At 43.9% G+C, this 26,492-nt stretch carries 21 protein-coding genes; 9 read left to right on the top strand and 12 right to left on the bottom strand.

Translation table 11 applies throughout. The features are described from left to right. Positions 1–348: 348 nt before the first annotated feature. The 7 genes from KDN43_RS09120 (at position 349) to KDN43_RS09085 (ending at position 7,725) form a co-directional block, all read left to right on the top strand. The gene (locus KDN43_RS09120; protein WP_238841660.1) at positions 349–858 is read left to right on the top strand and encodes an ECF transporter S component; all 510 of its coding nucleotides are present in this window, start codon (positions 349–351) and stop codon (positions 856–858) included. A gap of 1 nt (position 859) precedes the next feature. After that, positions 860–1,261 carry a phosphoribosyltransferase gene (locus tag KDN43_RS09115; protein ID WP_238841659.1) on the top strand — a complete coding sequence of 134 codons (402 nt, stop codon included), beginning with the start codon at positions 860–862 and terminating at the stop codon, positions 1,259–1,261. After that, a complete protein-coding gene (locus KDN43_RS09100; RefSeq protein ID WP_269082663.1) occupies positions 1,234–3,159 on the top strand; it encodes a TonB-dependent receptor plug domain-containing protein in 1,926 nt (641 codons plus the stop codon). Before KDN43_RS09115 ends, KDN43_RS09100 begins: the two co-directional genes overlap by 28 nt. 220 nt (positions 3,160–3,379) lie before the next feature. Continuing rightward, on the top strand, positions 3,380–4,321 hold the full coding sequence (locus KDN43_RS09095; RefSeq protein WP_238841658.1) for a DUF362 domain-containing protein: 942 nt from the start codon (positions 3,380–3,382) through the stop codon (positions 4,319–4,321). Positions 4,322–4,380: 59 nt separating this feature from the next. Beyond that, positions 4,381–4,512, top strand: coding sequence for a hypothetical protein (locus tag KDN43_RS16445; protein WP_256448746.1), 132 nt, complete (start codon positions 4,381–4,383; stop codon positions 4,510–4,512). Positions 4,513–4,557: 45 nt separating this feature from the next. Further along, positions 4,558–6,261, top strand: a complete 1,704-nt coding sequence (locus KDN43_RS09090; RefSeq protein ID WP_238841657.1) for a 4Fe-4S dicluster domain-containing protein — start codon at positions 4,558–4,560, stop codon at positions 6,259–6,261. Positions 6,262–6,477: 216 nt separating this feature from the next. Beyond that, positions 6,478–7,725: a hypothetical protein gene (locus KDN43_RS09085; protein WP_238841656.1), complete on the top strand. Its 1,248-nt coding sequence runs from the start codon at positions 6,478–6,480 to the stop codon at positions 7,723–7,725. A gap of 91 nt (positions 7,726–7,816) precedes the next feature. On the opposite strand, the gene KDN43_RS09080 is transcribed toward KDN43_RS09085, so the two are convergent. The 8 genes from KDN43_RS09080 to pdhA all read right to left on the bottom strand — a co-directional run bounded on the left by KDN43_RS09080 (position 7,817) and on the right by pdhA (position 18,395). Continuing rightward, positions 7,817–8,383 carry a SagB/ThcOx family dehydrogenase gene (locus KDN43_RS09080; protein ID WP_238841655.1) on the bottom strand — a complete coding sequence of 189 codons (567 nt, stop codon included), beginning with the start codon at positions 8,381–8,383 and terminating at the stop codon, positions 7,817–7,819. An 88-nt stretch (positions 8,384–8,471) separates the two neighbouring features. After that, positions 8,472–9,647 (bottom strand): TolC family protein, encoded by a 1,176-nt coding sequence (locus tag KDN43_RS09075; RefSeq protein ID WP_238841654.1) that lies wholly within the window; start codon positions 9,645–9,647, stop codon positions 8,472–8,474. An 8-nt stretch (positions 9,648–9,655) separates the two neighbouring features. Further along, positions 9,656–12,808 (bottom strand): efflux RND transporter permease subunit, encoded by a 3,153-nt coding sequence (locus KDN43_RS09070; protein ID WP_238841653.1) that lies wholly within the window; start codon positions 12,806–12,808, stop codon positions 9,656–9,658. Between the two features lie 19 nt (positions 12,809–12,827). Then, positions 12,828–14,012 carry an efflux RND transporter periplasmic adaptor subunit gene (locus KDN43_RS09065; RefSeq protein ID WP_238841652.1) on the bottom strand — a complete coding sequence of 395 codons (1,185 nt, stop codon included), beginning with the start codon at positions 14,010–14,012 and terminating at the stop codon, positions 12,828–12,830. Between the two features lie 250 nt (positions 14,013–14,262). Continuing rightward, complete coding sequence (locus KDN43_RS09060) at positions 14,263–14,697, bottom strand: DUF6769 family protein (RefSeq protein WP_238841651.1); 435 nt, start codon at positions 14,695–14,697, stop codon at positions 14,263–14,265. A gap of 319 nt (positions 14,698–15,016) precedes the next feature. Next, on the bottom strand, positions 15,017–16,300 hold the full coding sequence (locus KDN43_RS09055; RefSeq protein WP_238841650.1) for a dihydrolipoamide acetyltransferase family protein: 1,284 nt from the start codon (positions 16,298–16,300) through the stop codon (positions 15,017–15,019). An 11-nt stretch (positions 16,301–16,311) separates the two neighbouring features. Beyond that, positions 16,312–17,289, bottom strand: a complete 978-nt coding sequence (locus KDN43_RS09050; protein ID WP_238841649.1) for an alpha-ketoacid dehydrogenase subunit beta — start codon at positions 17,287–17,289, stop codon at positions 16,312–16,314. After that, a complete protein-coding gene (gene pdhA, locus KDN43_RS09045) occupies positions 17,286–18,395 on the bottom strand; it encodes a pyruvate dehydrogenase (acetyl-transferring) E1 component subunit alpha (RefSeq protein ID WP_238841648.1) in 1,110 nt (369 codons plus the stop codon). Before pdhA ends, KDN43_RS09050 begins: the two co-directional genes overlap by 4 nt. A gap of 376 nt (positions 18,396–18,771) precedes the next feature. On the opposite strand from pdhA, the gene KDN43_RS09040 reads away from it, so the two are divergent. Both KDN43_RS09040 and KDN43_RS09035 read left to right on the top strand, forming a co-directional pair. After that, entirely contained in the window at positions 18,772–19,797 is a 1,026-nt protein-coding gene (locus tag KDN43_RS09040) for a L,D-transpeptidase (protein WP_238841647.1), read from the top strand. Positions 19,798–19,965: 168 nt separating this feature from the next. Beyond that, positions 19,966–20,715, top strand: coding sequence for a murein L,D-transpeptidase catalytic domain family protein (locus KDN43_RS09035; RefSeq protein ID WP_238841646.1), 750 nt, complete (start codon positions 19,966–19,968; stop codon positions 20,713–20,715). 102 nt (positions 20,716–20,817) lie between these two features. Here KDN43_RS09035 and KDN43_RS09030 read toward each other — a convergent pair whose 3' ends face one another. The 4 genes from KDN43_RS09030 to KDN43_RS09015 all read right to left on the bottom strand — a co-directional run bounded on the left by KDN43_RS09030 (position 20,818) and on the right by KDN43_RS09015 (position 26,448). Further along, positions 20,818–23,853, bottom strand: a complete 3,036-nt coding sequence (locus tag KDN43_RS09030; RefSeq protein ID WP_238841645.1) for a type III restriction-modification system endonuclease — start codon at positions 23,851–23,853, stop codon at positions 20,818–20,820. 167 nt (positions 23,854–24,020) lie between these two features. Further along, positions 24,021–24,299, bottom strand: a complete 279-nt coding sequence (locus KDN43_RS09025; protein WP_238841644.1) for a hypothetical protein — start codon at positions 24,297–24,299, stop codon at positions 24,021–24,023. After that, a complete protein-coding gene (locus KDN43_RS09020; protein ID WP_238841643.1) occupies positions 24,256–24,492 on the bottom strand; it encodes a DUF3800 domain-containing protein in 237 nt (78 codons plus the stop codon). The genes KDN43_RS09025 and KDN43_RS09020 overlap by 44 nt, the downstream gene beginning before the upstream one ends. A 24-nt stretch (positions 24,493–24,516) precedes the next feature. Further along, positions 24,517–26,448 (bottom strand): site-specific DNA-methyltransferase, encoded by a 1,932-nt coding sequence (locus tag KDN43_RS09015; protein ID WP_238841642.1) that lies wholly within the window; start codon positions 26,446–26,448, stop codon positions 24,517–24,519. Between the last annotated feature and the right edge of the window lie 44 nt (positions 26,449–26,492).

Genomic DNA, 26,492 nt, shown 5'->3' with positions numbered 1-26,492 from the left:
GTATTTAACTAACCATCAAGAAAAATTACCTATAATACAATTAAAATGGAAAATTTAAAAACATATCTGCTTGAAATATTTTTTTTGTACATTGCAATAGCAGCTCAGACAACACAATCTAACTATCAAATTCCATATCGGCAGTAAAGAAGCCCATATGATTGAAATAATCGCAAATAATTGATTTGATCATTACAAAATAAAGTTTTTTGACTGGGTTTTTTAATTTTTTAAATAAAAAAACCCAGCATCAGCAACGAAATACAAAATTTTCTTTATAGTTTTGTATATGTTGAAATATGCCTCCAAGAATAGTTACATTTATAAATCGATATAAAACTGATCACTATGTCCACAACAGCTAAACTGTATTCTTTAAGACTAAGCAACACGAAAACCTATCTATTCGCTGCTGTTTTTATTGCAGGAAACCTTCTGTTACCACAGCTGGCACACCTAGTTCCGCAAGGTGGGTTTATATTTTTGCCAATATATTTCTTCACCCTGATTGCCGCTTATAAATATGGCATTCATGTGGGACTACTAACAGCTATCCTGTCACCCTTGGCCAACAGCTTACTATTTGGCATGCCACCGGTAGCTGTACTTCCAGCCATAATGATCAAATCGGGCATTCTGGCTATCGCTGCAGCAATGGCTGCAAAACATTTTGGAAAAGTGTCTCTATTAGGCATTTTGATTGCTGTCATAGCCTATCAGGTTATCGGAACGGGTATTGAGTGGATAATGACTCAAAATTTCACCGTTGCTGCTCAGGATTTCCGTATCGGTATTCCCGGAATGATTATCCAGCTTTTCGGCGGATATTTTGTGCTGAAAGCACTGGCCAGAGTTTAAAATGATTGAAGTAAAACCTTTCGAAGAGGTTATGAAAAAGTTTCGCGAGATAGAGTTCCGCGAGACTTTCGATATGATTGTGGCAATTGCCAACGGGGGTGTAATACCTGCTGCAATCATCAATCAGCGTTTGAACGTAGAAATACAACTGTTAAAAATAAACCTGCGAGATCCCAGCCAAAAGCCTAAATACGACAGCCCGGTACTTGTCTCTCCAATAAATTTCGAATATAAGAATAAGACAGTGCTATTGGTTGAAGATCGTATAAAAACAGGTGCTACAGTAGATTTTGCTATCAATCTTTTACATGGCGCCAGGCAGATAAAAACCTTTGCCGTGAACGGCAGGGCTGATTATTCGCTATATGACGAATCATGTTTCAGATTTCCCTGGATTGTATGAGAAGAATCACCTTTTTTATTTTTTCCTGCTTATTAGTGCCCCATACGCTGCTGGCGGGAAACGGGTACACCGATAACGAAGAACTGAATGACACCATTCGCCTGGATGAGGTGATAGTTACGGGTAGCATGCCGAAAGTAAATCTGCGCAATGTACCCATGAGTATTTCCATTGTCGGAGAACAACAGATACGAAACCGGCTAGAGCCATCGCTGCTTCCCATACTTACGGAGGAAGTGCCCGGGCTCTTCATCACACAGAGAGGCGTTATAGGATATGGTGTGGCAAATGGCGCCGCTGGCGGAATGAGTATCAGAGGAATAGGGGGAATGCCTACATCGGGAGTATTGGTTTTAATTGATGGCCATCCCCAATACATGGGACTTATGGGACATCCGCTGGCGGACAGTTATCAATCAATGATGGCGGAACGTGTGGAAGTAGTCCGGGGCCCCGCTTCTGTTCTTTATGGCTCCAACGCTATGGGTGGCGTGATCAACATCATAACCAAAAAGCAACAACAGGAGGGACTTCAACAATCTGCCCAAACTATGTACGGCAGCCACAACACGTTTAGTGGAGAAGTAATGAACGGATGGAGGAAAGAGAGGTTGCAACTTGTAGGAAACATCGGATACAACCGCTCTGACGGTCATAGGGAAAACATGGAGTACAGGCAGGTAAACGCTTATGGAAAGGCTGGTTATCAATTATCCGGAAATTGGTCGGGATTTATCGACCTCAACCTCTCTAATACTAAGTCATCCAACCCGGGATCGATCTCCAACCTGATGATCGACAATGATGCCTATATTTTGCGGGGAGTAGCTTCTGCTGTTTTGGAAAATGAATTTACCCACACATCGGGAGCATTAAAATTCTTTTATAATTTCGGCAGGCATGAAATAAACGACGGTATCTCAAGCCTTTCATCCTCTCTGCCGCCTAACTATCGTTTTCGTTCAAATGACCAAATGTTTGGATTTTCAGTCTCTCAGTCCTATTCTTTTTTTGAAGGAAACAAGACAACTGCCGGACTCGATTTTCAACGCTTCGGAGGAAAAGCATGGAACAAATTCAATGACAAAGTGAATAATGAAGAGTTAGCAGATGTTCACCTCAACAATCAGGCGGGTTACGTGAATGTACAGCAAACTTTACTGGATAAATCACTTACAATAAACACAGGCATCCGCCTCGATCATCATGAAATAAACGGTTCAGAATGGATACCTCAGTTTGGAATAAGTTTCACTCCTTCATCTCCCACAGTAATTAAAGCCATCGTAAGCAAGGGATTTCGCAATCCAGCCATTCGGGAGATGTATATGTTCCCGCCGAAAAATCCCGGTCTGAGGCCGGAACAACTCTGGAATTACGAACTATCGTATCTGCAAACTCTATTGGGAAACAGATTTAACATAGGAGTAAACCTTTTTTACATAAATGGTGATAATATGATACGTGTGGAACCGGGTATCGGTAAATGGAGCAATACCGGAAAAGTAGAAAACAAAGGTTTCGAGATAAGCTCTATTTACATGGTTACCAATCACTTGCGACTCTCGAGCAACTACAGCTATCTCTATATGAGACATAAGATTATTGCTGCTCCTGAACATAAGTTGTATGTGAGCGGAATATATACCAAAAATCGGTTGAATTTTTCTACAGGCATGCAATATATTGGTAATCTGTACAAAGCCGTCCGCCCTGAACATATAAAGGAAAATTTCCTGCTTTGGAATGCTCGTGCTGGATTCAAGGCATCAGAGTGGCTTAATATCTTTTTAAAAGGAGAAAACCTGCTTGACCAGAAATATGAGATCAATGCTGGATATCCCATGCCTGGAGCTACAGTTTCCGGAGGGTTACAGGTGCAGTTTAAGTATATTTAAAAAAGCAGGTAAACTTTACGCAAAGATGATAATTACAAACGAAAATCATTTTTATGCTTATAAATTACAAAGATGAGCCCCCTGTAAACAGCCTCTTTTATTGTAAACAAACCAATATAAATATTGATATCACTAATATATAAATAATTATTTATATATTAGTGGCTTTCGGAGATGACTCAAAGATTAGTAAATTAACAAAACCAAAATAAATTAGATTATGGACAGACGGAAATTCTTACGGGCGGTAGCTCTTACAGGTGCTGCCCTTACTACAGTAAAAGAAGTGGGTGCGATGAGTGTTCTAACCCAATCGTTCGAAACTACCAACGCAGCCTCAAAATACGATTTGGTGGCAGTAATGGGAGATGAACCCGAAAACATGTTCCGCAGGGCGATTGCAGAAATAGGTGGAATGAAAAATTTTATCAGCAAAGGCGACAAGGTTTGCGTGAAGCCCAACATCGGGTGGGACCAGCCTGTTGAAATGGCAGCCAATACCAACCCAAAACTGGTTATGGAAATTATCAAACAATGTTTCGACGCCGGTGCTTCGGAGGTTACAGTGTTTGATCACACCTGCGACGACTGGCGAAAATCATACACTAACAGTGGCATTGAGGAAGCAGCAAAAAATGCAGGTGCCAAAGTGGTTCCCGCCCATCAGGAATCATATTACAAAACAGTCTCACTGCCCAAAGGGAGAAGCCTTAAAACTGCAAAGATTCACCAGGCAATCGTGGATAGCGATAAATGGATAAATGTGCCTGTACTCAAAAATCATGGCGGCGCACAATTAACTATCTCAATGAAAAACTATATGGGGATTGTATGGGATAGAGGTTATTTCCATGCAAACGACCTTCAACAATGCATCGCTGATGTATGTACATACGAAAAACGGCCGGTCTTAAATGTGGTGGACGCTTATAGATTAATGAAAACAAGCGGCCCTAAAGGAAAATCACTCTCCGATGTGGTTCTCTCAAAAGGGTTGTTTGTATCTCAGGATATTATTGCCGCCGATACTGCTGCTGCTAATTTCTTCAACCAGGCTCGTGAGATGCCTATAGAAAAGGTGACCCACATTGCCAAGGGACAAGAATTGGGTATTGGTACTATGAATCTTGACAATTTAAACATCAGAAGAGTACGAATGTAATTCCGTCTGTTTTTATTTAGAGTTGTTCGGCGTAATAATCCGGTAATATCAACCGGATTATGTCTCTGCGTATAACCGAGAATGGAAGGAAGGAAGGAAGGAAGGAAGGAAGCAAGCAAGCAAGCGAGCAAGGAAGCAAGGAAGCAAGGAAGCAAGGAAGCAAGCGAGGAAGCAAGGAAGTAAGGAAGTAAATAATAGAGTAAGAAAATAAGCAAGCAACAATAAAAGAAAACATTATGTTAAAAAAGATACGGGTTATTCTGTCTGTCATCCTGTTCACACTAATAACACTTTATTTCCTTGATTTCAGGGAAGTACTACCGGAAAGTCTTAGTATTCTGGCTGAGATCCAGTTTATTCCTGCACTCCTGGCACTTAATATTATTATTCTGGTATCACTGATTGTGCTCACCCTGATCTTCGGCAGAGTTTACTGCTCGTCCATCTGTCCAATGGGAATATATCAGGATATAGTAGCATGGCTATCCAAAAGATTTATCAGGAAGAAAAAATATAGGTACAGCAAGGCAAAAAATATTCTCCGGTGGAGTGTGCTTGCAGCCACTGTAATTGCTTTTGTTTTCGGATTTACCTTTCTGGTGGGACTTCTCGATCCCTACGGTGCATACGGAAGAATGGCAACACACCTTCTGAGGCCTGCTTATCTGGCCGGGAACAATCTGCTGGATACAATTTTCACCTCTTTCGATAATTACTCATTCTACAAGGTAGGGATCTACTCTCTGGGAGTTTTTTCAACCATAATAGCACTCCTTACTCTATTGACAATCGGTTACCTTGCATGGCGTGGCGGCAGGACCTGGTGCAACACTATCTGCCCGGTGGGAACCACACTTGGTTTGCTGAGCAAATACTCGCTATTCAGGATTCAGTTTATAGATGACAAGTGTAATATGTGTGGACTGTGTAGCATGAGGTGCAAGGCTTCCTGCATCGATTCCAGCAACAAACAGATAGATTACAGCCGGTGCGTTACCTGCTTTAACTGTATTGAGAGCTGCAACCACGATGCAATGAAATACAAGTTTATCATGCCTGTCAAAAGGAGACGGACAGATAATATTCAGGTAAACAGCTATGTGGAAAAGGAGATGTCGGAAAAAATGGATAAAACCGGGAAACCGGGAAGAACTGTAAAATCGGAGAAACCGGAGATAGCGGAAAAGACAGGGAATCCGCAAAAGATTAACAGGGTGGAAAGGACGGATAGACCTGAGAGAGCGGATAAACAAGATAATGATAAAAGATCTGTAGATGAATCGAAACGACGCTTCCTATCCGCCTCCCTGGTAACCGGACTGGCAGCAGGGAGCCTTATCGCGCAAGAGATTCAGGGAGGGGTAATTCCAAAGCGTGATTTAAAACGTCAGGTTCCTATTGCACCACCTGGGGCACTTTCCTTCGACCACCTACGGGAAAAATGCATCTCCTGCCACCTCTGCGTAAGCAAATGTCCGTCACACGTTATAAAGCCTGCATTCCTAGAATATGGCCCCGGAGGAATAATGCAGCCCAAACTCTATTTCAGCAAAGGTTTTTGCAACTATGATTGTACAATCTGCGGAGAGGTTTGTCCCACAGGAGCCATCCTCCCATTAACCAAAGAGGAGAAGAACCACACACAAATGGGGCAGGTGCAGTTTATTGTTGAGAACTGTATTGTCTATTACGATGAAACTAACTGTGGTGCCTGCTCTGAGCACTGTCCAACCCAAGCTGTACATATGGTCCCCTATAAAGGCTCGCTGACTATTCCCGAGATTAATCCCGCTATCTGTGTCGGTTGCGGTGGATGCGAATATGTATGCCCCGCAATTCCTTTTAAAGCCATCTATGTGGAGGGATTGCCATCACAAAATGTGATAGAGATTGAGCAGGAAGAAGCTGAGGATGTTGTAATTGACGACTTCGGATTCTGAAAGGCCAGTATTATAGCACTTCGAAAACAAGTGGTTCTTCTTCGGGTAATAACGAGGTTGTTATTCCTAAATCGGCCATACTATGGACAGGGAAACGTTCCATCGTCTATGTGAAAGGTTTTGCAAGGTGTATGGTGGACTAAAAGATTTAATTTATCTTTGTTTTTTAAAACAGACATACAGGCCATAATCTCTTATATTTAAAAACATTAACAAATGAATAGATCTATATTTCCGTTGTTCATTATTTTTTTCATTCTCAACACTTCCTCTCTCTTTGCCCAGCAGGGCGACTCCATCCGCAACGAAATACTTAGTCGCCGTGCCAGTGACATGGAAATAATTTCAAAAGGGCGTTCGCTAACCCTGGAACATTTGCTGAAGGGCGATATATCCGCTTTAAAGGATGTAAAAGATTATCTTGCCGGTGAAGCATTCAATCCATACAAAGTCTATCTGCCCGTAGAATACTGGCTTCTATCATTCTGGACTGAAGATTACACCGAACTGCTTCATGAGGCAAAGCAGTTTTCTGCGAATATCGACTTGAATAATGGCGGTTACTGGCAAATGCCCGAAAGGTTCAGGCCTTCATCAATGTTGAGAATGATATCCGATAACGACCATCTCACAGAGGAGGCAGGAAAGAAATCAGCTGAATCATATCTGCCATTGACAGTATGTATAGACAATTCGGAGTTGAGCGTGGAAGAGAAGGAGTTTCTCAAATTGTGGCTATACTCACTTCTTTTCACGCCTGATAAAGTGGATGATGAACCGGAGATGGAAGAGGTAAATTCCATGGCGACCGGTTTTTTGGAAACCTACGAAAATAGTGAATATGCAGACTACACACGCAGGTTTATCCGCTACCGGTTCCGGCCGGGTAACTGGGGGTTAGGATATGAGTTCTATCTGGGGCATAACGCACTTACCGGCGGGCTGAGTCACCACTTCAGAAACAGTATCGCAGGCGGTTTTGCTCTGGATGCGCTTTACAAGGATTTCGACCTCTCCCTGCGTTTCAACTATGCTTCCACCAAAACCAACCGGGAAGTTATCAATCATAATATTAACTGGCCGGTCAATATCAAGGGCTATCTTATCGGAGCCGATCTTACGCTCCAATATCCGGCCTTCCAAAGTCGTGACATCAAGTTTATGCCTTTCATAGGTATCGGAGGAATGGGTATGGGACCAACTGATACAGAGATAAAGAGCCATCCCGAACTGGGTGATTTCAAGGAGTTGTCGGCTCTTAACTACCTGGCAGGACTGGAAATTAAACTGAATACCTGGAGCAAAGAGACAGACCTCTCCCGCTACGGAGGAACCTACATAGGAGTACGTTACACTTTTTACATACCCAACTACAACAGGGAAAACAACCTGCTGGATGGGAACATGCATATGGTTACCCTCAGCTTCGGTGGTTTCAGCCGTCCCCCTAAAAGGCATTTCTAATATCGGCAGAAGTGGTTAGGCTCAAACAGTCAACATATAGAGATATCTTAAAAGTATTATCTCGTAACTGTTGAGTATGTAACGATATCGATCAATCGGGATAGCTGACTGACTGGGTCAGTAATATCTCCTCATTGGGCTTCAGATTAAGCAGCTTGCCCAGCTTATCCTTATCGAACGATCCACGCACAACTGAACCAAGTCCCTCTGATGCACAGTAGAGATAGACGTTTTGCGACACAAATCCGCAATTTGTATAGGCATACTGCCTGCTGGAAGCCATATCCATGTCGGAGACAAAAACCAGATTAAGTGCCGCATCAGCAACAAAATCCTGGACACCTGTCTCAGCACGATAGTCCCCTTTTTTCACCTCTTTCAGAGTGTGGTTTCGGGCATCATAAAAATAAATCCCGTTTTTGATCACCACGTACAGTTCCAGTTCCTGGCGGTTGTTTGCCGTTGGTGCGGTGCGTTTATCATCGCGATTAAAACCATTGGCAGCCCACAACAGATCTGATAGTTGCCGTATTGTCAGCTCTTTGTCCCGGTAAGAACGGACTGATTTTCTTTCGTTAAGCGCCTGCATCAGTGGTTTTCCACCTGTTCTGTCGGGATCAGGCAATTTAATATCCTGTGCGGATAATGAGTAACCCATAAGTAATCATATGGAGTCATGAAACTATTTCACCAAACTGATGTTAAAAAAAACTTCAAAACAACTGACTGTTATTTTTAACAATCGGTCACAACTCTGCAGCCGAAAGTTCCGCAAGCGCTTTCTGATAATCACGTTCCGCTTCCAATGCCAAATCTACCGTTTCGTAATACAACCCCATCTCAGCAATGTAATCCAGCAGGGATATCTCACCGGCATCAAGGGCTTTTTTCAGCAACCCGAAACTGTTTGCCGTTTTTAGCGACCTGCGATATTCCCCTGCAGTTATTTTCAGTCCTTCGGTACGGTTATACAAAATCTTTAGCCGGTCATAAAGTTGCTTTCTACTGTCAGCCTCCCGCAATTCGGCAGCAGATAGTGATACTTTAGCCTGTTTCACCCGGTTTTTATTCTCCCACAAAGGGATGGAAACGCCCAAAGTAATTCCCTGAAATCGTTCTCCTGCAACCTTCTCGCTCATGTATCCTGCCGAAAAGGAAGGCAGTCCCATTGCTTTGCTTAGCAACACCTGTTGTTTTCCTGCTTCAACTTCCTGTCCGGCAAACGCCAAAATGGGATTCCTAATGGCAGCGTGGGAAAACCAGCTTTCGAAGTCTACCGGAAGCATAATATCATCATAAATATCTACGTCCAGTGATATCTCTATACCTCCGTTCAGCCTTTTCAGTTGTTCAAGCAGTGTATTACGTTCTACATTGATACGTGACACCTCTCCCTGTGCTAACGAAAGATTAAGCAGCGTTTTATTGTACTCCAGACGACTTGCATCACCTGAATCCATGCGCGACCTATACCCTCCTGCAATTATTCCGGCGTGCTTCAGACGCACCTCTAACTCTTTCATAAGAGCATTGTAATAGATCAGATCAATACAGTACTGCTTTGCCTCAAGCAGAATATTCATCCGGCCAGTCAAATATTGCCATTCCACCAGCCTGTTTTGACTCTCTGAGGCCCTATTTTTCATTCCTGTTATTGTGGGAATATCAAAATTCTGGATCAGACTGATATCGGTCCTGTTTCCAATATCCGTGGGATCACCCCACAGATAATTGTACACCGCCTCAGGGTTGCTGAGAAATATTCCTGTCTTGTTCTTCAGCTTTTCGGCATCGGCGGTTTCACGAAGTGCCTTCAGGGTTGTGTTGTTCTTCTCGATTGCCTTAAGCACAGCAGCAATATTATCTTGCGCGGAAAGTGTAAAGCCCATCGCAAACAGCAATAAAATTATGAATGTTCTCATTTTCATTGTTATTTATTCATATGTTTATTTTTAATCATGCCTGATTCATCTGTAATTTCTTCATCTCTTATAACCTCTCTAACTATTATTCTGTTTGTTAAAAGATATATAATCGGAATAATAAATCCATTAAGTAAAGTAGATGTAAGCAGTCCGCCAAGAATAACTTTAGCCATAGGACTCTGAATTTCGTTACCTGGCAGATCGCCGCCCAGAGCCAGAGGAATAAGTGCCAAACCAGTTGTAAGAGCCGTCATCAGAATCGGGTTCAATCGGTCAAGCGAACCGTGAATTACACATTCTCGGGCAGAGAAGCCTTCGTTTTGCAAGTCGTTATACCTGGAAATAAGCAACATTCCGTTTCGTGTAGCAATTCCGAACAGTGATATAAAACCGATAATTGAAGGTATACTGATAACACCATCTGATAAGAATATGATAAAAATACCACCAATGAGAGCCAACGGCAGATTCAGCATAATTACGGCCGACTGTGCAACACTCCGGAACTGGTTAAACAACAACAGAAAAATAACAATAATCGAAAATATGGAGGTAACAAGGAGTGTGCGCGATGCAGCCTGTTCACTCTCAAACTGTCCTCCGTATTCGATATGATATCCTTCGGGCAGAGAGATCCCGACATTAATCCTGTCCTGAATATCGTTCACAACGCCTCGCAGGTCGTTACCGGCCACATTGGCTGAAACCACTATTTTACGTGATACGTTTTCCCGGTTGATCGTATTGGGACCCATGGATGAGGCGATGTTGGCAATATTACCTAACGTTGTTTTTTGTCCACCGGCATCTACAATCATATTTCTGATATTTTCAGCGGTTGCGCGACTTTCTTCGTTAACCTTCAACGTAAGATCGAAAGACCTGTCCCCCTCATATACCTGAGAAACAACCTCTCCGCCCAACATCACATCAACTATCTCGGCAAACTGAGGCAGTGTTATATTGTATTTGGCAAGCATTTCGCGCTTCGGCGTTATTTTCAGTTGTGGCCGTTCAATCTGCTGCTCCACGTTGAGATCGGCAACACCCTCCACATTTTCAATTAAACCTTTTATCCGGTTAGCTAAAGTAAACATTTTATTCAGATCGCTCCCGAAAATTTTGATGGCGATATTTGCCCGGGTACCGGAAAGCATGGCATCTATCCGGTGCGAGATAGGTTGCCCTATTTCAATATTAACTCCCGGCAGAATTTTAAGTTTTCCACGTATATCCTTCAACACTTCCTCTTTCGACCTTTTTTTCAGAATAAAGGGAGCTTCAATCTCTGAGACATTTACACCTAATGCGTGTTCATCAAGCTCTGCACGTCCCGTTTTTCTTCCCACCGTCTCTACCTCCGGTATAGAAAGAAGTATGTTTTCAGCAATGCGCCCCATCCTGTCAGACTCATCAAGCGATATTCCCGGAAGTGTGCTGATATTGATCGTAAAAGAGCCCTCATTAAAAGACGGAAGAAAACTTCTTCCAAGAGTAAAGAAGACAATAACAGCTACAACAAATAGCGCACCTGTTCCTGCTAAAACCCACTTTTGATGATAGAGTGTCCAGTCCAGGGCTTTCTTATATGCACCCTTCAGTTTTCGAGCTACAAGGGGATCGCTTTCAGGTTTGCCATCTTTCTTATCCTTACCCAGCAGATAACTGCACAATACAGGAGTCAGTGTAAGCGCCACAACTGTAGAAGCAACCAGGGCAAAGATAAATGATATACCGAGAGGAGCCAGCATACGCCCTTCCATTCCTGAAAGGAAGAACAACGGAACAAAACTTGCAATAATGATAAATGTTGAATTCATGATAGGCAGACGCACCTCCTTGGAAGCTTCGAAGATAACCGTCAATTTTTTTTTCTGCTCTTCTATAGGTTTCTCTCTGTTTTGGCGTAATCGTTTGAACACATTCTCCACATCCACAATTGCATCGTCCACAAGCGAACCTATAGCTATAGCCATACCTCCCAGGCTCATTGTATTTATTGTCAGTCCCATCATTTTAAGCGCGAGAACCGAGGTCAACAATGAAATCGGGATAGTAACCAGCGAAATCAGGGTTGTCCTGGCATTCATCAGGAATATAAAGAGCACGAAAACAACAAATATTCCTCCCTCTAAAAGTGCCTTTTGAACGTTATTTATGGAATTTTCGATGAAACGGGACTGACGGAAAATATCAGTCGAGAGTTTCACATCCGCCGGGAGTGTCTCCTGAAGCTCTGCCAGCGACCGGTCCAGCTGATCGGTCAGCTTCAGCGTGCTTGTAGCCGGTTGCTTGGTCACAGTAATCAGCACCGCCGGTTTTCCCCGTTCCGATGCAACACCAAGCTTTGGAGTTTTGTTGCCGATTGTTACCTCAGCCACGTTCTCAAGATATACAGGAACATCGTTCACACTCTTCACAACAGTCTTACCAAGTACCAACGGATCATTTGAAGAGAGTATGCCACGGATAATATATTCGTTTCCATACTCATAAAGGACCCCTCCCGAAGCATTACGGTTCATTTGTCTCACCACGCTCATTATCTCGTTAAGGCCAACACCATAATGTTTCATCTTCCCGGGATTGAGCAGTATCTGGTATTCCCTGATTTCACCACCTATCACTGTTACCTGAGCCACACCACCAGTAGAAAGCAGACGAGGACGAACAGTCCAGTCAGCTATCGTACGCAGCTCCTGCATCGATGTGCTGTCTGCCGTGAGCCCAATAATCATCACTTCACCCAGGATAGACGATTGAGGCCCTAATGTAGGATTACCCACGTTGGAAGGCAAAGACTCACCTACCAGAGCAAGTTTTTCCGATACAATCTGTCGGGCACGGTAGATATCCGTTCCCCAATCAAACTCTACCCACACTATGGAGAATCCGGTGGTGGAAGAGGAGCGGACACGGCGCACACCGGTGGCTCCATTCACGGCTGTCTCAACGGGAAAAGTGACCAGCCTCTCCACCTCTTCGGGAGCCATTCCTTTAGCTTCTGTCATCACTACAACCGTAGGTGCATTCAGGTCGGGAAACACATCCACCTCCATATTGGCAGCAATGTATGTTCCCGCAATAATTAACAATACAGATGCCACCAACACAACCATACGGTTGTTCAGCGAAAATTTTATGATCTTGTTTAACATTCTGTTTCGCCTTTCAAAGTTAATGAGTATGCCCTTCGGGTAAGACAGATGATGTTGCAGCCAGCTTTACCTGATAAACACCTCTTATTACAACCCGGTCCCCCGGCCTTAGTCCTGAGAGTACCCTGATCCTGTCACCATTACTCTGTCCAAGCTTCACCTCCTGCTTCTTGTAGCCCTCTTCATCCAGCTGCAGATAAACAAAATAAAGTCCCTGTTCCTCGGTTAAAGCTGAAACCGGGACGGAAATCACATTTTCCATCTTACCTGATAGCAGATATACTGTCACATAAGAACCGGAGATTATGTCTCCGATATTATCGAATTCGAAGTTGACGGGAATGCAGGACGACTCTTCAATGGATCCTTTTCCAAACGACAATAGCCGCCCGTTCAGTTCCGAAAGTTTATAGACCCTATTGTCATACGATGTCTGAAAATTGGCGCTCTCAATGTTGCCGAGGCTTTTAAAATGATTTTCCGGGACCTCTGCACGCAGTTGCAGCCGACGGTTCTGTGAAACGGTTGCAATTGTCTGCCCTACCGAAACATATTCTCCCTGTCTGACCATCAGGTTTTTGATATATCCGCCAATGGGCGATGTAACCTTCACACCACCAGGTGTGGCATGGGCAGCCAGAGCCTCAAAGCTGTTTTTTGCCATTTCGTATTCCAGACGCCTCTGTTCATACTCCCTGGTTGAAATAACTTGCTCTTTCACCAGCTCCCCGGCACGTCGGTACTCTTTTTCTGCTGTCTCAAACTCTACCCGGGTTTTTATGACAGGGTCACCATCCTGAATGTTTTTCGATGAGATGACTACTATGGCCTCACCAGCCCTCACGGCCACACCATCAGTGAATGTGGCTCCCGCAAACGATACTGTTCCGCTGGAAGTGGCAGCAATAATAGCCTCATCTCCCAAAGCCGGCATGATATGGCCGCTCGTCCTGATAACATCGGTAAAAGTGGCCGGCACAATAGTTTCCAGCTGCAGTCCGGCCGCTTCAGCCTGTTGAGTGGTAAAAGTGATCTCATCAATATGATCATGATCTTCTTCATCATCGTGACAATGTGAATCCACGTTTTTTATCTGTTTGTGTGCCTCATCTGTTGAAGAGTATTTATTGTTTTTCTCCGGGCTGCAGCCGGCAACAGAGAGCACGGAAATAATGAATAAATGTAGTACTATAATAGATTTCATCTGTTTTTAAAAGAATAGCCTCTACAAAAGGCTGTAATTATTTAACTGACTAAAAAATCTGAATGTAAAAAAAAGGATCAACACGGTAAGTCGCAGAGTACATAAAATAATATACTTGAATAATGAGGATATCTCATGTCCCGGTCAGAACAGGCTTACAATAAGAGGTAAATAAACGGGGCATCTCATTGAATCATGAAAATTCAAAGGGCAGGAAGTTATCTCTTACATCAATGTACTTACAGGTCGATCAGTATAGAAAGGGAGGGGCACGTAGGCCATGGATTTGTGTATTTCCAGGAGATATGTAAAACGCTGTATATTCCCAGTAACCGGTTTTGTTTAACGTGTTTTCGCCGGGAACTGCAACATAGTCCGCCACAAGAAAAAAGAGGGGGAACAGGTGTATATGATTCAGATTATCGCAACCACCACAGATAGATACCTTGTATTTAATCTTATTCTCGGAACCGGGGACAAAGTAGTCGGCATCAGCAACACATGATTGTCCGTTTTTTCCGCTGCCGGCAGCATGTCTGTGTATATCGCCAGGTATGTTGTCCGTTTCGCAACATTCCATCATCACACAGGGTAAGCCGTCGTGATGGTGATGTGGTATAATCCCAGACATCAGCAGCAATAATGCAGCCAATAGAATGAATGATATGGAAAACCTCTTTTTCAATGAATGCGATTTGTAGCAAAATTAAATTTTTATTTTCAGTTTCTCAAGTAAAAACCGCATAAATGCATTGATTAGTTCATAAAGAAAACAAAACATGCTTCTCTTTTCTCGTCATGGCTATTTGGAAATACTCCACCAAGTGATCACCTAAACTCCTAATGATCAATGCGAGACGTTAATAGACCAGATAAGTCGCAATTTGCTGATAACTGACAAATGCCGGTAAAGATTATTTTCAATTATTTTGATATGATGATTTTTCATTGATAAGAGAAAGAATCTGCTTTAAATATATTTGGCAAACAGCTCCTTCCATTATCTACAGATCCAGCAATAATGAAACCGGTTCGGAGAGAAACTCCATCACCTTACGGATAAACCGGGCAGTCTCTCCACCATCCACTATGCGATGGTCTACCGTGAGCGAAAGAGGCATAATATTTCCGATAACTATTTCATTATTCTTTACAATGGGTGTTTTTAGAATACGCCCTATCCCAAGTATGCCTGCCTGTGGATAATTAAGCACCGGTGTGGCGAAGATACCGCCGATGGAACCAAAGCTGGTTATTGAAAAAGAACCCCCTTTCAAATCATCCAGCGTCAGTTTTCTTGACCTCGCCTTTGTGGCCAGCTCACCGGTGCGCATCGCTATTTGAAAGATTGAAAGCTTATCTGCGTCACGAATCACAGGAACGACCAATCCATCCGGTGCATCTACAGCGATAGCAATATTATATCTATTGCTGATAATCATCCGGTTGTTTTCAAAATCAATCTGCGAATTGAGCTGCGAATGTTGCTTTAATGCCAGGGCTACCGCTTTAACGATAAAAGGAAGATAAGTAAGCTTGACTCCTTTATCGGCAAGCTTGTGCATGAGCTTATCTTTCAGCTGTATCAATCCTGATATTTCCACCTCTTCGAATATTGACATATGAGCTGCGTTCTGTTTAGATTTCAGCATGTTCCTGGCAATAGTTTTTCTTATTTGTGTCAGCGGCTGGTAGGTCACATCATCGGGAATACCATTGAGCTGTTCTTTTCTATCGGCTTTCTGCTCCCTACTTTCTTTAAAGCTCACAATATCCTTATCCATTACCCTTCCTAAAGGGCCGCTTCCTTTTATATTGCTGATATCAATATTCATCTTCTTCGCCATGGCACGTGTTGCAGGTGTTGCAAGTACTTTTCGCGATCCGCCTTTGTGGTTCACTATTTCAAGAGATCCTTCATCGCTTGGCGCCTGAATGATATTCTTATCGGCCAGTTCCATGGTGCCGACAACTGCAGCTACATCTTCTTGTTCGGTGATTGTCTGATAAGGCTGTTCTACTTTTACAGAGCCTTGCTCGTTTTCAACCCCTTCCAGTTCAATATCCACAAGGGGTGATCCAACAGGTATCACATCACCTGCAGCTCCATAGCAAGCTGTAATAATTCCGCTTTTCGGAGAAGGGATATCCGCCACCACCTTGTCGGTCTCCATCTGAACAACCAGATCACCCACCTTCACTCTATCCCCTTCTTTTACATACCACTCCAGGATAGTTCCCTCCTCAAGCCCTTCACCCAGATCGGGAAAGTTAAATACATACTTCATGCTGCGAAAAGTTAAAAATGGATACTCTTTTCGATCTCATAGTAAATACGGTCTGGCGAAATAACATAGTATCTTTCGCCCTGTGCCAGGGGAACAACAGTATCGAACCCCATCACCCTCACCGGCGGCGCTTCCAGATAAAGAAAAGCCTCCTCATTGGCAACAGCGATTAACTCCGATCCGACGCTGAACGATTCGTGTGCTTCGGCGACGATAACCATCCGGCCTGTTTTTCTTATTGATCTACCTACAGTCTCCCTGTCGATAGGGTAAACAGAGCGCAGATCAATCAGTTCTACAGATATGCCTGCCTCCTCAGCCATTGCAACTGCCTTCCGGCACTCACGAATCATGGCACCGAAAGCCACGAGAGTTATATCTGTCCCTTCTTGAACCACCTTCGCCTTTCCCAGGGGGAGGGTAAACTTTTCATCTGAAACTTCCTGCCTTATAGCACGATAGATCCGTTTCGGCTCCATAAAGATGACAGGGTCATTGCTTTCGATGGCAGAAATCAGCATGCCTTTTGCATCGTACGGAGTAGAAGGTATCACCACCTTCAGTCCCGGTATATGAGCAAAGAGTGCCTCCGGGCTATCGGAATGATGTTCGAGCGCATTTATACCTCCTCCGTAAGGGAAACGAATAACTACAGGCACATTGAACTTTCCCCGTGAACGGTTCTGCAAACGCGAGACATTTGAGATAATCTGGTTGAAGGCCGGAAAGGTGAACCCCTCAAATTGTAATTCCACAACAGGCCTGAGTCCCGAAACGGCCATTCCCAAGGCAGTTCCTGCAATTCCGGACTCAGCCAGCGGAGAATCGAATACACGCTCAACACCATATTTTCTCTGCAGTCCCTCCGTCACGCGAAAAACACCTCCCCCAAACCCCACATCTTCTCCATAAACAACAATACTCCCATCTTCACTCAATTTAATATCCAGTGCATTGTTGATAGCCTGCACCATTGTCATTATACTCATTTTCTCTTCTCCTTCCAGCTTAAGAATTGTTCATACTTCTGCTTTTGTCTCTTTAACTCGTCCGGTATATCAGTGTACATGTATTGAAACAGATCGCCCAGCGGGTATGATTTATTGTTTTCCGCCTCAATAAACTCCTTGTCGATCTGTAGCTTGTATTCTTCCTTTAGCCTCTCTTCGTCTATATTCCATATACCCTGGTTTTCCATATATCGCTTCAATCGGATCAGCGGATCTGCCAGCCTCCATCTCTTTTCCTCCACCTTCTCCCTGTACTTTGTGGGATCGTCAGAAGTGGTATGAGCCCCAAGTCGATATGTAAAAGCCTCTATTAGCAGGGCTCCCCTGCCAGAGCGTGCATACTCTGATGCCGTTTTATAGGCAAGGTACATGGCAAAAAAGTCGTTTCCGTCCACCTTGATGCCCGGGATACCGAACGCGACCGACTTAACAGCCAGGTTGATTGAATTGGTCTGGGAACTTACGGGAACAGAGATGGCATACTGATTATTCTGAATGGTAAATACGACCGGCACCTTCCATACACCTGCAAAGTTCAGTGCCTCACTGAAATCTCCTTCCGAAGTGCCTCCATCGCCGATAAAAGTAAAGACCACCTCATCTCTTTTCCGGTATTTAACGGAATACCCAATGCCGGTAGCATGATGAAGCTGGGTGCCTATTGAGATGGCAATAGGCAAAACATGCTTAGCATTCTTGAAACTTCCGCCATGCTCATTACCACTATAAAAGAGGAATATCTCTTTCATTGTTACCCCTTTCGCCAACAGGGTACCCATTTCACGAAAAGCTGGTACCAACCAGTCTTCATCACGGATATTCATTCCGGCTGCAATATGGATAGCCTCCTGTCCAAGGTTAGGCGTATAAGTGTACATTCTCCCCTGACGTTGGAATGAGATAGCCATCTCATCGGCTATCCGTTCATACAGCATCTGTTTATAGGCATCTGTAATAGTTCTATCATCCAATACTGGCATCAGATCTTTACTGACAATATTACCATCATTATCAATAATACGCAGCATCTTATCTTCTAATGGGTCAAAATCACGAAAAATCGAAGGTAAATCGTTTTGGGCCATCTATCTGTTTATTTAGAACGAATTTAAATAGTAATTAGCTGTGTATATAACATTCCGATAAATAAATAGTTTGATGATGTTTGATGCAAACCTGGAACAAATTGTTGCATAGATTGACAAACAATATCTTACATCCCTATTTTTTAGCTACGGTTGCATCTTTTTCCGTTTTATGCAGTATATCCGGATAGCTTTATTGCAAAACATCAACTATTTCTCTTACTAGATACGGGAAATCGGCAGGCTGCATTGGGGATAGAGGCAGGCTGCATGAACATTATTCCCTAAACCACGTTCTAAAATACATAAATATTTACAAATATCGATTCTTGCAAATCCGTCAAACCAAATACCAACTATGCAAAAATAACGACAAATGAAAAGATGTACAGCCTGTTTTCTTCTCTTCTCTGTTATATCATTTATCCCTACCGGGTGCAGCTCAGGCACTCCGGTGGAGAATGGCAATGAAGAGATAGCCGTTACATATAATGATTCCATACCCCATCTCAGCGAAGAGAGGAGAAAGCTGACAGGAACAGACATCCGGTTGCTAAAAGATATTCAATACGATAAGTATTTGCTTGATGATGAATACCCTTATAAGGACACTGTCCGGCGTTTTCAATGGGAAAAGATTAAAGAAGGAATTGCCCATATTGAAAATGAAGTCTCCCGTGGAGGCAGCTGGGGTGTTTTGAGCAATTACAAGAACATGAACGGTGAAGCCCCCACCATTGAAGGTTTCGTGAGAAACGACTATAGAAGGGTTTCCGATCAATTCGGTGTTGAGCGTTACCAGTCGGTTCCTCTCTATAGTGCATATGGCGACACAGTATTGGTACGCTACGGGAGAGATGGGTGGATAGTGAAAGTTACTGGAAACGACACCATTGAGATGGTCAGGGTGACCGGAGTTTCTATGGAGGGTGAATATCTGGTTCCTAACCGTTATCTGAAAGTATGGGGTGACAGCATCTGTTTTGATAAAGTTGTAGCGGTAGATGTCACCAATCAGAATATTTCAACATTGACGAGAGAAAACGGTGGCTGGCATATATTGAGTATGAATCCCGCAACCACAGGTACGCACAGGCCGCCGCATGCACATGAAACACCTACGGGAATTTTCGCTGTTCAGGAGAAGAAAGAGAAAATGTACTACGTAAAAGACGGTACAAGCGAGATTGCCGGATTCGCCCCCTATGCTTCCCGTTTTACTAATGGAGCTTACATCCACGGCGTTCCGGTACAATATCCCAATAGAAATGTAATTGAATACAGTCCATCCCTGGGTACCACACCCAGGTCTCATATGTGTGTCAGAAACGCATCGTCTCACTCTCAATTCGTATATGACTGGGCAACTGTTAAAGAGTCGGTTGTTATTGTTATTGATTAACAAATGAGTCTGCTCCTAAAGGCCCTAAATATCAAAATTAATTAAATTAATCCGCTGAATATCAATATGTATTTTGGCCTGTTTACAATTACAAAGGCTTTTTGTAGGGACTCACAATTATATTCAAAAAAATAGAGTATATTTGGCAATATTTTTCCTGAACAGGCTATGCGTATAATAATATTCTCTTTCATATTTCTTGTATTCTCTTCCCTCTCTTTCCCCATTGGGAAAAAGTATCAAAAGGAAAACGCTTCACCAGCAACACTCTCTTCAAATGGTTGCGAGTTACTCTATGAACAGATGAATCTTTGCGAATTAATGCATTTCGACGCCTTCAAATCTGCATACACCGGTTATACAAAGTTAAATATCAATAACAATCCTCTGCTTACGGTGATCGATTTCAGTCTCCCATCATCCGAAAAAAGGATGTACGTACTTGATTTGGAAAAGAGAAAGGTACTCTTTGTTTCTTATGTTTCACACGGGCGCAACAGTGGAGAAAACTTTGCTACATCATTCTCAAACCTGAGCGGTTCACACAAAAGTTCATTGGGTTTTTACCGTACAGCCGGCACATATAACGGAAGCAATGGATATTCGCTTCAGCTGGACGGTTTGGAAGAGGGCATTAACGACAAGGCAAGATCTCGGGCCATCGTAATCCACGGAGCCGATTATTGCAGTGAGAAGGTTATTAAATCTACCGGAAGGCTGGGCCGTAGCTTCGGTTGCCCGGCGCTTCCCAAAGAGCTGACAAAACCTGTCATCAACACCATAAAAGGAGGTTCATTGCTCTTCATATATGCCGGCCGCCCAGATTATACGGCCATGAGCAAGGTGGACAAAATCAGCATAGAAGAGCATTCTGTTCAATATTTTAAAACTATTTTCAAAGTCCTCAATCTTTATTGAAACCTAAAAATATTTTTCATCATTCAGTTTGAGACCCATTTTATAAAGATCACGTAATTTTAAAAAATGATGCATTGCTTGAAATTTCGCAATTCCGCTTTTTCATTTCACCAAACTCATTAACTCCTGATAGTTTTCTACCGCGTCGAATATTATCTTGTCGCTGCTGATTGCCTGGAAGTGTTTCCGGGCACAGGATATTTTTGCTGACTCCACTTCCCTGAGTTCCATGGTGGAGATATTCCCCTTGGTCTCTGCCACGAAATAGACATGCTTGACCGCTCCTTCGTTAAACGCGATGGCCCAGTCGGGATTGTATTTCCCCACCGGAGTACTGATATAAAAGCCCTTGGGAAGCTTCACATATACGCTCACCTCACTGCTAATATCCAATTGTTCGGCAAATGGTTTTTCCGTCTTTACTGAATCGAAGATCACGTAATCGTACAGGTGCTTGTTTGCTGCAATCGCGTTCACACCGAGTTTGCCTTTCAAGGTTGGTTCGGTGAAGATCTCCGTGCCGAAGCTGTCGTTCAGTTTGTTGTAAGCAATATGCTGAATGATCACCGTAGCTTTCTCCTCGTTGATCAGGTTGGAGCACTTAAGGATAAACTCCTCGGGGTTGAGCATGAACTGGTCGAACACCGGTCTCTCGATACCGGTCAGGATTCTTACCACCGTATTGCGAGTCAGTCCCGTTTCAGCTACCACCTTTCCCACCAGGTCGTATTTTACGTTGCCGTTTACCGCAGAGTGCACATCGATGTGTTTCGACGATTGCTGCTTGAACCCCTCTCCTACTTCTAATGATTCTTTTGACTCAATCATTTCCAAAGCTCCAGAGGTGACGGTGAAAAAGATCTTCGACACGTTCAAATGGGTGTTCAGTCGCTGAATCGCCTTGCGGACCAACTCCTCTGTCTCGAAATCCACCACGTAAGCCGTCTTGGTGTTGATGCTCTTCCAAAGTTTTTTAAACTCCTCGCGGTTGAACTTCTGTTCATCAAGATGCAGTTCCACGTTGTTGCCCCGTGCATTATCGGGAGCAAGCATCTTCGGGTTGTAGACCGAATCGAGGATATGCATCACCGACTCCCTGCTGGCTTCCACCTCTCCCGGCAGTTGGAAGCTGCCGCTCTCTTTGTCCTCGTAGTACTTATCGGTCAGGGTCCCCGCCTTCACGTAACCATAACCTGCCAGGCTCTCGTAGAGGACCAGGGCCGCCTCCTCACCCACTGGGTATGGCCTGCCTTGTTTATCTGCCAGCACCTTATCCTTGAACAACGAGGGAGAAACTTTCTGTGGACGGACGGCAATCACTTCGACCAGTTCAGTCTGGAGCGCCTTTGCAAAGCGGTCGTAGCTCTCGCTCGCGATTACCGTCAGCTGGTTGATATGATGCACCTCACTCCCCAGGAAATTGGTGTCCATACGCTCCCCCTCCTGGTTCACGCACAGGCGGAGTCCGCGCCCCACCTCCTGGCGTTTGCGAGTCTCCGCTTCGCTCTGTTTCAGCGTACAGATCTGGAACACGTTGGGATTGTCCCAACCCTCGCGTAGTGCAGAGTGAGAAAAGATAAAGCGTACCGATTCACTGAAAGAGAGCAGCCGCTCCTTGTCCTTCATGATCAGGTAGTAGGCATCGGTATCCACGCTCTCTTTTGTTTTTCGTTCCACTTTCCCGTCCACGAACTGATTCTTCCTTTTGTCGATGGAGAAATATCCCGCATGCGTTTTATCTGCCGCGATCGATTGCAGGTAACTGATATAGGCATCTTCGCCAATTTTCAGTTGCAGGCTGTTCACCACATCGTCGTACTCCTCCTCGAACATATCCGCATAGGAACCGTTGAACGCATTGCCGGAAGCATCGTACTGCTTGTATTTGGCCACTTCGTCGATAAAAAAGAGACTCAACACCTTAATGCCCCTGAAGTAAAGCATTCGTTCACGTTCGATATGCGACAAGATGGTCTCCCGGATCTGGATCCGGCGAAGCTGCTGCTCGTTCACCGCCCCTTTCACATCGCCGGCATAGAGTTTTGTTCCGTTCTGAAAAGTGACAGAATTATCTCTGCCGTCGATATTTGTCACGGTGAATCCATCCCGGTACTGTTCAAGCGACCCCGATCGGTCGTACAGATTATGCCCTATTTCAATTTTCCGGACCACCGCCTTCACACCACCGGCTTGCTTCACCTCAAATCCCAGGTTTGCGGTGGGACTCTTCTCCTTGAAGAGATTGATCCCCTCCAGGTAAAGATACCCCTCCGTCCCGGTAGTTCCGGTCTGGGCAATCCCTTTCACCGCGATCTTCTTCACCAGCTTCTTGTTGTAGGCCTCCATGGCATCCAGCCGGTAGATCAGGTTGTAAAGACTGTCCTTCTTATGCGTAGCCGAATAACGCAACGTGAACAGCGGGTTGAACCCCTTCAGGTTCTCTTTGGTCTGTTTCCCCTCCACCGATTGCGGCTCGTCGATAATCAGGATGGGATTGGTTTTGGCAATCACATCAATCGGCCTGCGGCTGCGGAAGCTATCCAGTTTCATGTAGATACGCCTGGCATCCTTTCCCCGGGCGTTGAACGCCTGGGCATTGATGATCATCACGTTGAGCGAGTTGTCGCTGGCAAAACGGTCGATCTCGGTCAGCTGGGACGAGTTATAGATAAAGAACCGGATCTTTTTTCCGTAGTCCTCGGTGAAGTGTTCCTGCGTGATCTGGAACGACTTATATACCCCCTCGCGGATGGCAATGCTTGGCACCACGATAATGAACTTGCTCCAGCCATACCGCATGTTAAGCTCGTACATCGTCTTGATGTATGTATAGGTCTTTCCCGTACCCGTCTCCATCTCGATGGTCAGGTTGTATCGTCCTTCCAGCGCAGACGATGGCGGGATCTGGTGCATCCGTTGAATCTTACGGATGTTATCCAGGATCATCTCGTCCGTCAGTTGCGGAACGATCTTATGGTTCTTGAAACCAGTAAAATCGTATATCTCGCCCTGTCCCAGGGTGTCGCCCCGGTCGATCAGGTAATTGATTTCCGATAAACAGGGCTGCCCCGCAAACACATCGCATACCGCCTTGGCTGCCTCCTCCTGGAACTTCTGGTGCTTAAACTTTAACTTCACCTTCTATGTCTTTTCTATGTTAATTATAGCTCAATGACATGCAAATTGGATATATTTTCTCATTAAAATTTTGCATATCAACTTTTATATATTATATTTGCATCATTCTCTACCCTTGGTAGGGAACCTACAAAGGTTTTAAACGTTGAACCCGAATCAACGTTTTTTTATTTAGCCTCTCCAAAGTACTCCCCACTCCTTTCAAAATCAGGTCCGGACAATATGTTACCAATGTCCTCTTTTTCAAACGCAGTAACAAACTTTGCTTTTAATAGACCTGTAAAACGGATGATCACCACATAATTGCCTTTGACAATAGCAACTCTTCGGTCTTTAAAATAGGCTTTACCCTGATTATCCCATCCTTTCTTCAGAATTGCTTTTTCATCCAGTAATGTCGCCTTAATCCAGTAAATCTTTTCTAATCGGTTGTATGAAAGGCTCATAAGCAGGTGACACCTTATTCCATTTGAATTCACCATTAATTTTGTGTTTCGATTTAACAGCAGACAGATCAGTTTTCAACCTGTTCCTATCAGAAGCATTGATCCATATACCCCCAATGGCCGTATAGAGGTGCGCTTTCTTGTTGGTCAGTGCCTCTAAACCACTTTCATCGCAATACACTTCAAAGTCCATAACAGATCGAATTAAATTATTGACCTAAATCACCTTAATGGTTGTTTCAGGAGAAAGTGTCTTGAATATCTCAGTCACGTTGATCTTGTCCGGACTGTTGCGGAACGAGCTGTCGCGGAACACCACCCGCAACGGTTTCCGTCTGGCAATCTCCCGGATCACCTCTTCCGGCACATGCTCTTCAAAGCAGGCCACCAGATCGGTGTCGTTTACAAAGTGTACATCCTTCCCATCGATTTTTTCAGTGATGTGTGGCAATGATAGCGGCACACCCCATTCGAGAAGAACCCCATACAGCAGGTCGATATCGGTACGGTCATCCTTGATGTTGCTTTCCAGGTCCAGAAGCATCTGCTGGTTATATTGAGAGGGACTGAAATAGACATCCTTCATATTGGTGCTGTCCACTTTCAGTACCCGGAAACCGGTGTCAACCATTTTTACTTCTTTATCGCCTTCAAATAAATCACTTTTGGTTGATTTTGCCTTAAGTTCTTCTTCAATTTTCTTTCCTGCCCTGCGGATACGCTCTTTCCCGATCTCGCAAATGTTCTTGTACCCCGCCTTGTAAGCCTCTGACTTGGGATCGGTCTCTTCCGGCAGCTGCACCATGATGAACTTTCGGTTACCACCATCTTCCGCATTGAGTTGCATGACAGCATGGGCGGTAGTGGCGGAGCCGGAGAAGAAATCAAGGATAATTGCATTTTTTGTGAAATTTGTTGTAACTTTAATCAAATAACTCAGAAGCAATACTGGTTTTGGATATGAGAAAATTTTACTATTAAATAGATCGCCAAAATCTTTAGTACCATCTTGACTCATTCCAACCTCCTGAGGTAAAAACGTACTTACTGGAACATACCCAAACATTTCTCCGACTTTCTTTATATCATCATCCTTGAAATATCTAAAGGCTGGTTTTGATATGTTTAGAAAATCATAGTCACCTGGAAAAACAATACGATTTTCGTCGTAATAATCCTTAAATGTATCCTTTGTCATAGCCCATGTCCTTATGGGACTCGCAGGAAATTCTTCTCCTGTTTTTGGATTTACAATAGTGAAAAAACTATTTGGTCTTTCTGAAGCACTTCTTTGGGTCGTTAAATCGTGTATTCGCCAAGGTCTATTAGGTAAATCATTTGTATGATAATATTTTCTTGTTCCTCCCTCAATATTGGCAATAAAGCCACTCTTTCCAAAACATAAAATCCACTCATGATCCTGTGACACACCAAAAGGAACATCAGACTTTGCAGTTCTTTTTCTCCAAGGAAATGTGGCTACAAAATGCTCTTCCCCAAACACTTCATCACATATCTTCCGAAGATTGTGCACTTCATTATCATCAATCGAGATAAAAATCACACCGTCATCGGTGAGCAGGTTACGGGCTAATTGCAGACGGGGATACATCATGCTGCACCAATCGGAATGATAGCGTCCGTTGGTCTCGGTGTTTTTGAACAGCCGGTTTTCTTCCTCATCGAACAGCCCCAACTCTTCGTCGTAATCCTCTTTCGAGACCTTGAAGTTGTCGCGGTATATAAAATCGTTCCCGGTATTGTAGGGGGGATCGATATAGATCATCTTCACCTTGTTCAGGTAGGAGTTTTGCAGAAGCTTTAACACATCGAGGTTATCGCCTTCGATATAAAGATTCTCGGTACTGTCCCAGTTCTTGCTTTCCTCTTTTGATGGGCGCAACGTCTTCCGGATGGGACGGTTCCCCTCAATGATGGATTGCTTCTTCCCCACCCAGGTGAACTCGTAGCATTCTTCACCATCGACCACCTCATCGGAGAGCAACTGCCTTAACTGATGGAAGTTCACGACGCGTTTCAGTTTGCCGTCGGCATCTTTGGTCTCAGTTATGGCACTCGGGAAAAGAGCGGCTATCCTGTCGATATTTTTCTCCGTGAAGTTCACGGTTTCCTGTGTTAATTTTTCCATTGTGCGTATGTTATTTCAATATTTTTCAATCTGCTGGTCTCTGA

It is taken from the genome of Proteiniphilum propionicum (assembly GCF_022267555.1).
Classification (GTDB): Bacteria; Bacteroidota; Bacteroidia; order Bacteroidales; family Dysgonomonadaceae; genus Proteiniphilum; species Proteiniphilum propionicum.
This window is presented reverse-complemented; position numbering and strand designations above follow the sequence as displayed.

Coding starts and splice junctions, on each gene's coding strand:
- KDN43_RS09120 (WP_238841660.1), top strand. CDS start 349: ATGTCCACAACAGCTAAACTGTATTCTTTAAGACTAAGCAACACGAAA.
- KDN43_RS09115 (WP_238841659.1), top strand. CDS start 860: ATGATTGAAGTAAAACCTTTCGAAGAGGTTATGAAAAAGTTTCGCGAG.
- KDN43_RS09100 (WP_269082663.1), top strand. CDS start 1,234: ATGTTTCAGATTTCCCTGGATTGTATGAGAAGAATCACCTTTTTTATT.
- KDN43_RS09095 (WP_238841658.1), top strand. CDS start 3,380: ATGGACAGACGGAAATTCTTACGGGCGGTAGCTCTTACAGGTGCTGCC.
- KDN43_RS16445 (WP_256448746.1), top strand. CDS start 4,381: ATGTCTCTGCGTATAACCGAGAATGGAAGGAAGGAAGGAAGGAAGGAA.
- KDN43_RS09090 (WP_238841657.1), top strand. CDS start 4,558: ATGTTAAAAAAGATACGGGTTATTCTGTCTGTCATCCTGTTCACACTA.
- KDN43_RS09085 (WP_238841656.1), top strand. CDS start 6,478: ATGAATAGATCTATATTTCCGTTGTTCATTATTTTTTTCATTCTCAAC.
- KDN43_RS09080 (WP_238841655.1), bottom strand. CDS start 8,383: ATGGGTTACTCATTATCCGCACAGGATATTAAATTGCCTGATCCCGAC.
- KDN43_RS09075 (WP_238841654.1), bottom strand. CDS start 9,647: ATGAGAACATTCATAATTTTATTGCTGTTTGCGATGGGCTTTACACTT.
- KDN43_RS09070 (WP_238841653.1), bottom strand. CDS start 12,808: ATGTTAAACAAGATCATAAAATTTTCGCTGAACAACCGTATGGTTGTG.
- KDN43_RS09065 (WP_238841652.1), bottom strand. CDS start 14,012: ATGAAATCTATTATAGTACTACATTTATTCATTATTTCCGTGCTCTCT.
- KDN43_RS09055 (WP_238841650.1), bottom strand. CDS start 16,300: ATGAAGTATGTATTTAACTTTCCCGATCTGGGTGAAGGGCTTGAGGAG.
- KDN43_RS09050 (WP_238841649.1), bottom strand. CDS start 17,289: ATGAGTATAATGACAATGGTGCAGGCTATCAACAATGCACTGGATATT.
- pdhA (WP_238841648.1), bottom strand. CDS start 18,395: ATGGCCCAAAACGATTTACCTTCGATTTTTCGTGATTTTGACCCATTA.
- KDN43_RS09040 (WP_238841647.1), top strand. CDS start 18,772: ATGAAAAGATGTACAGCCTGTTTTCTTCTCTTCTCTGTTATATCATTT.
- KDN43_RS09035 (WP_238841646.1), top strand. CDS start 19,966: ATGCGTATAATAATATTCTCTTTCATATTTCTTGTATTCTCTTCCCTC.
- KDN43_RS09025 (WP_238841644.1), bottom strand. CDS start 24,299: ATGAGCCTTTCATACAACCGATTAGAAAAGATTTACTGGATTAAGGCG.
- KDN43_RS09020 (WP_238841643.1), bottom strand. CDS start 24,492: ATGGACTTTGAAGTGTATTGCGATGAAAGTGGTTTAGAGGCACTGACC.
- KDN43_RS09015 (WP_238841642.1), bottom strand. CDS start 26,448: ATGGAAAAATTAACACAGGAAACCGTGAACTTCACGGAGAAAAATATC.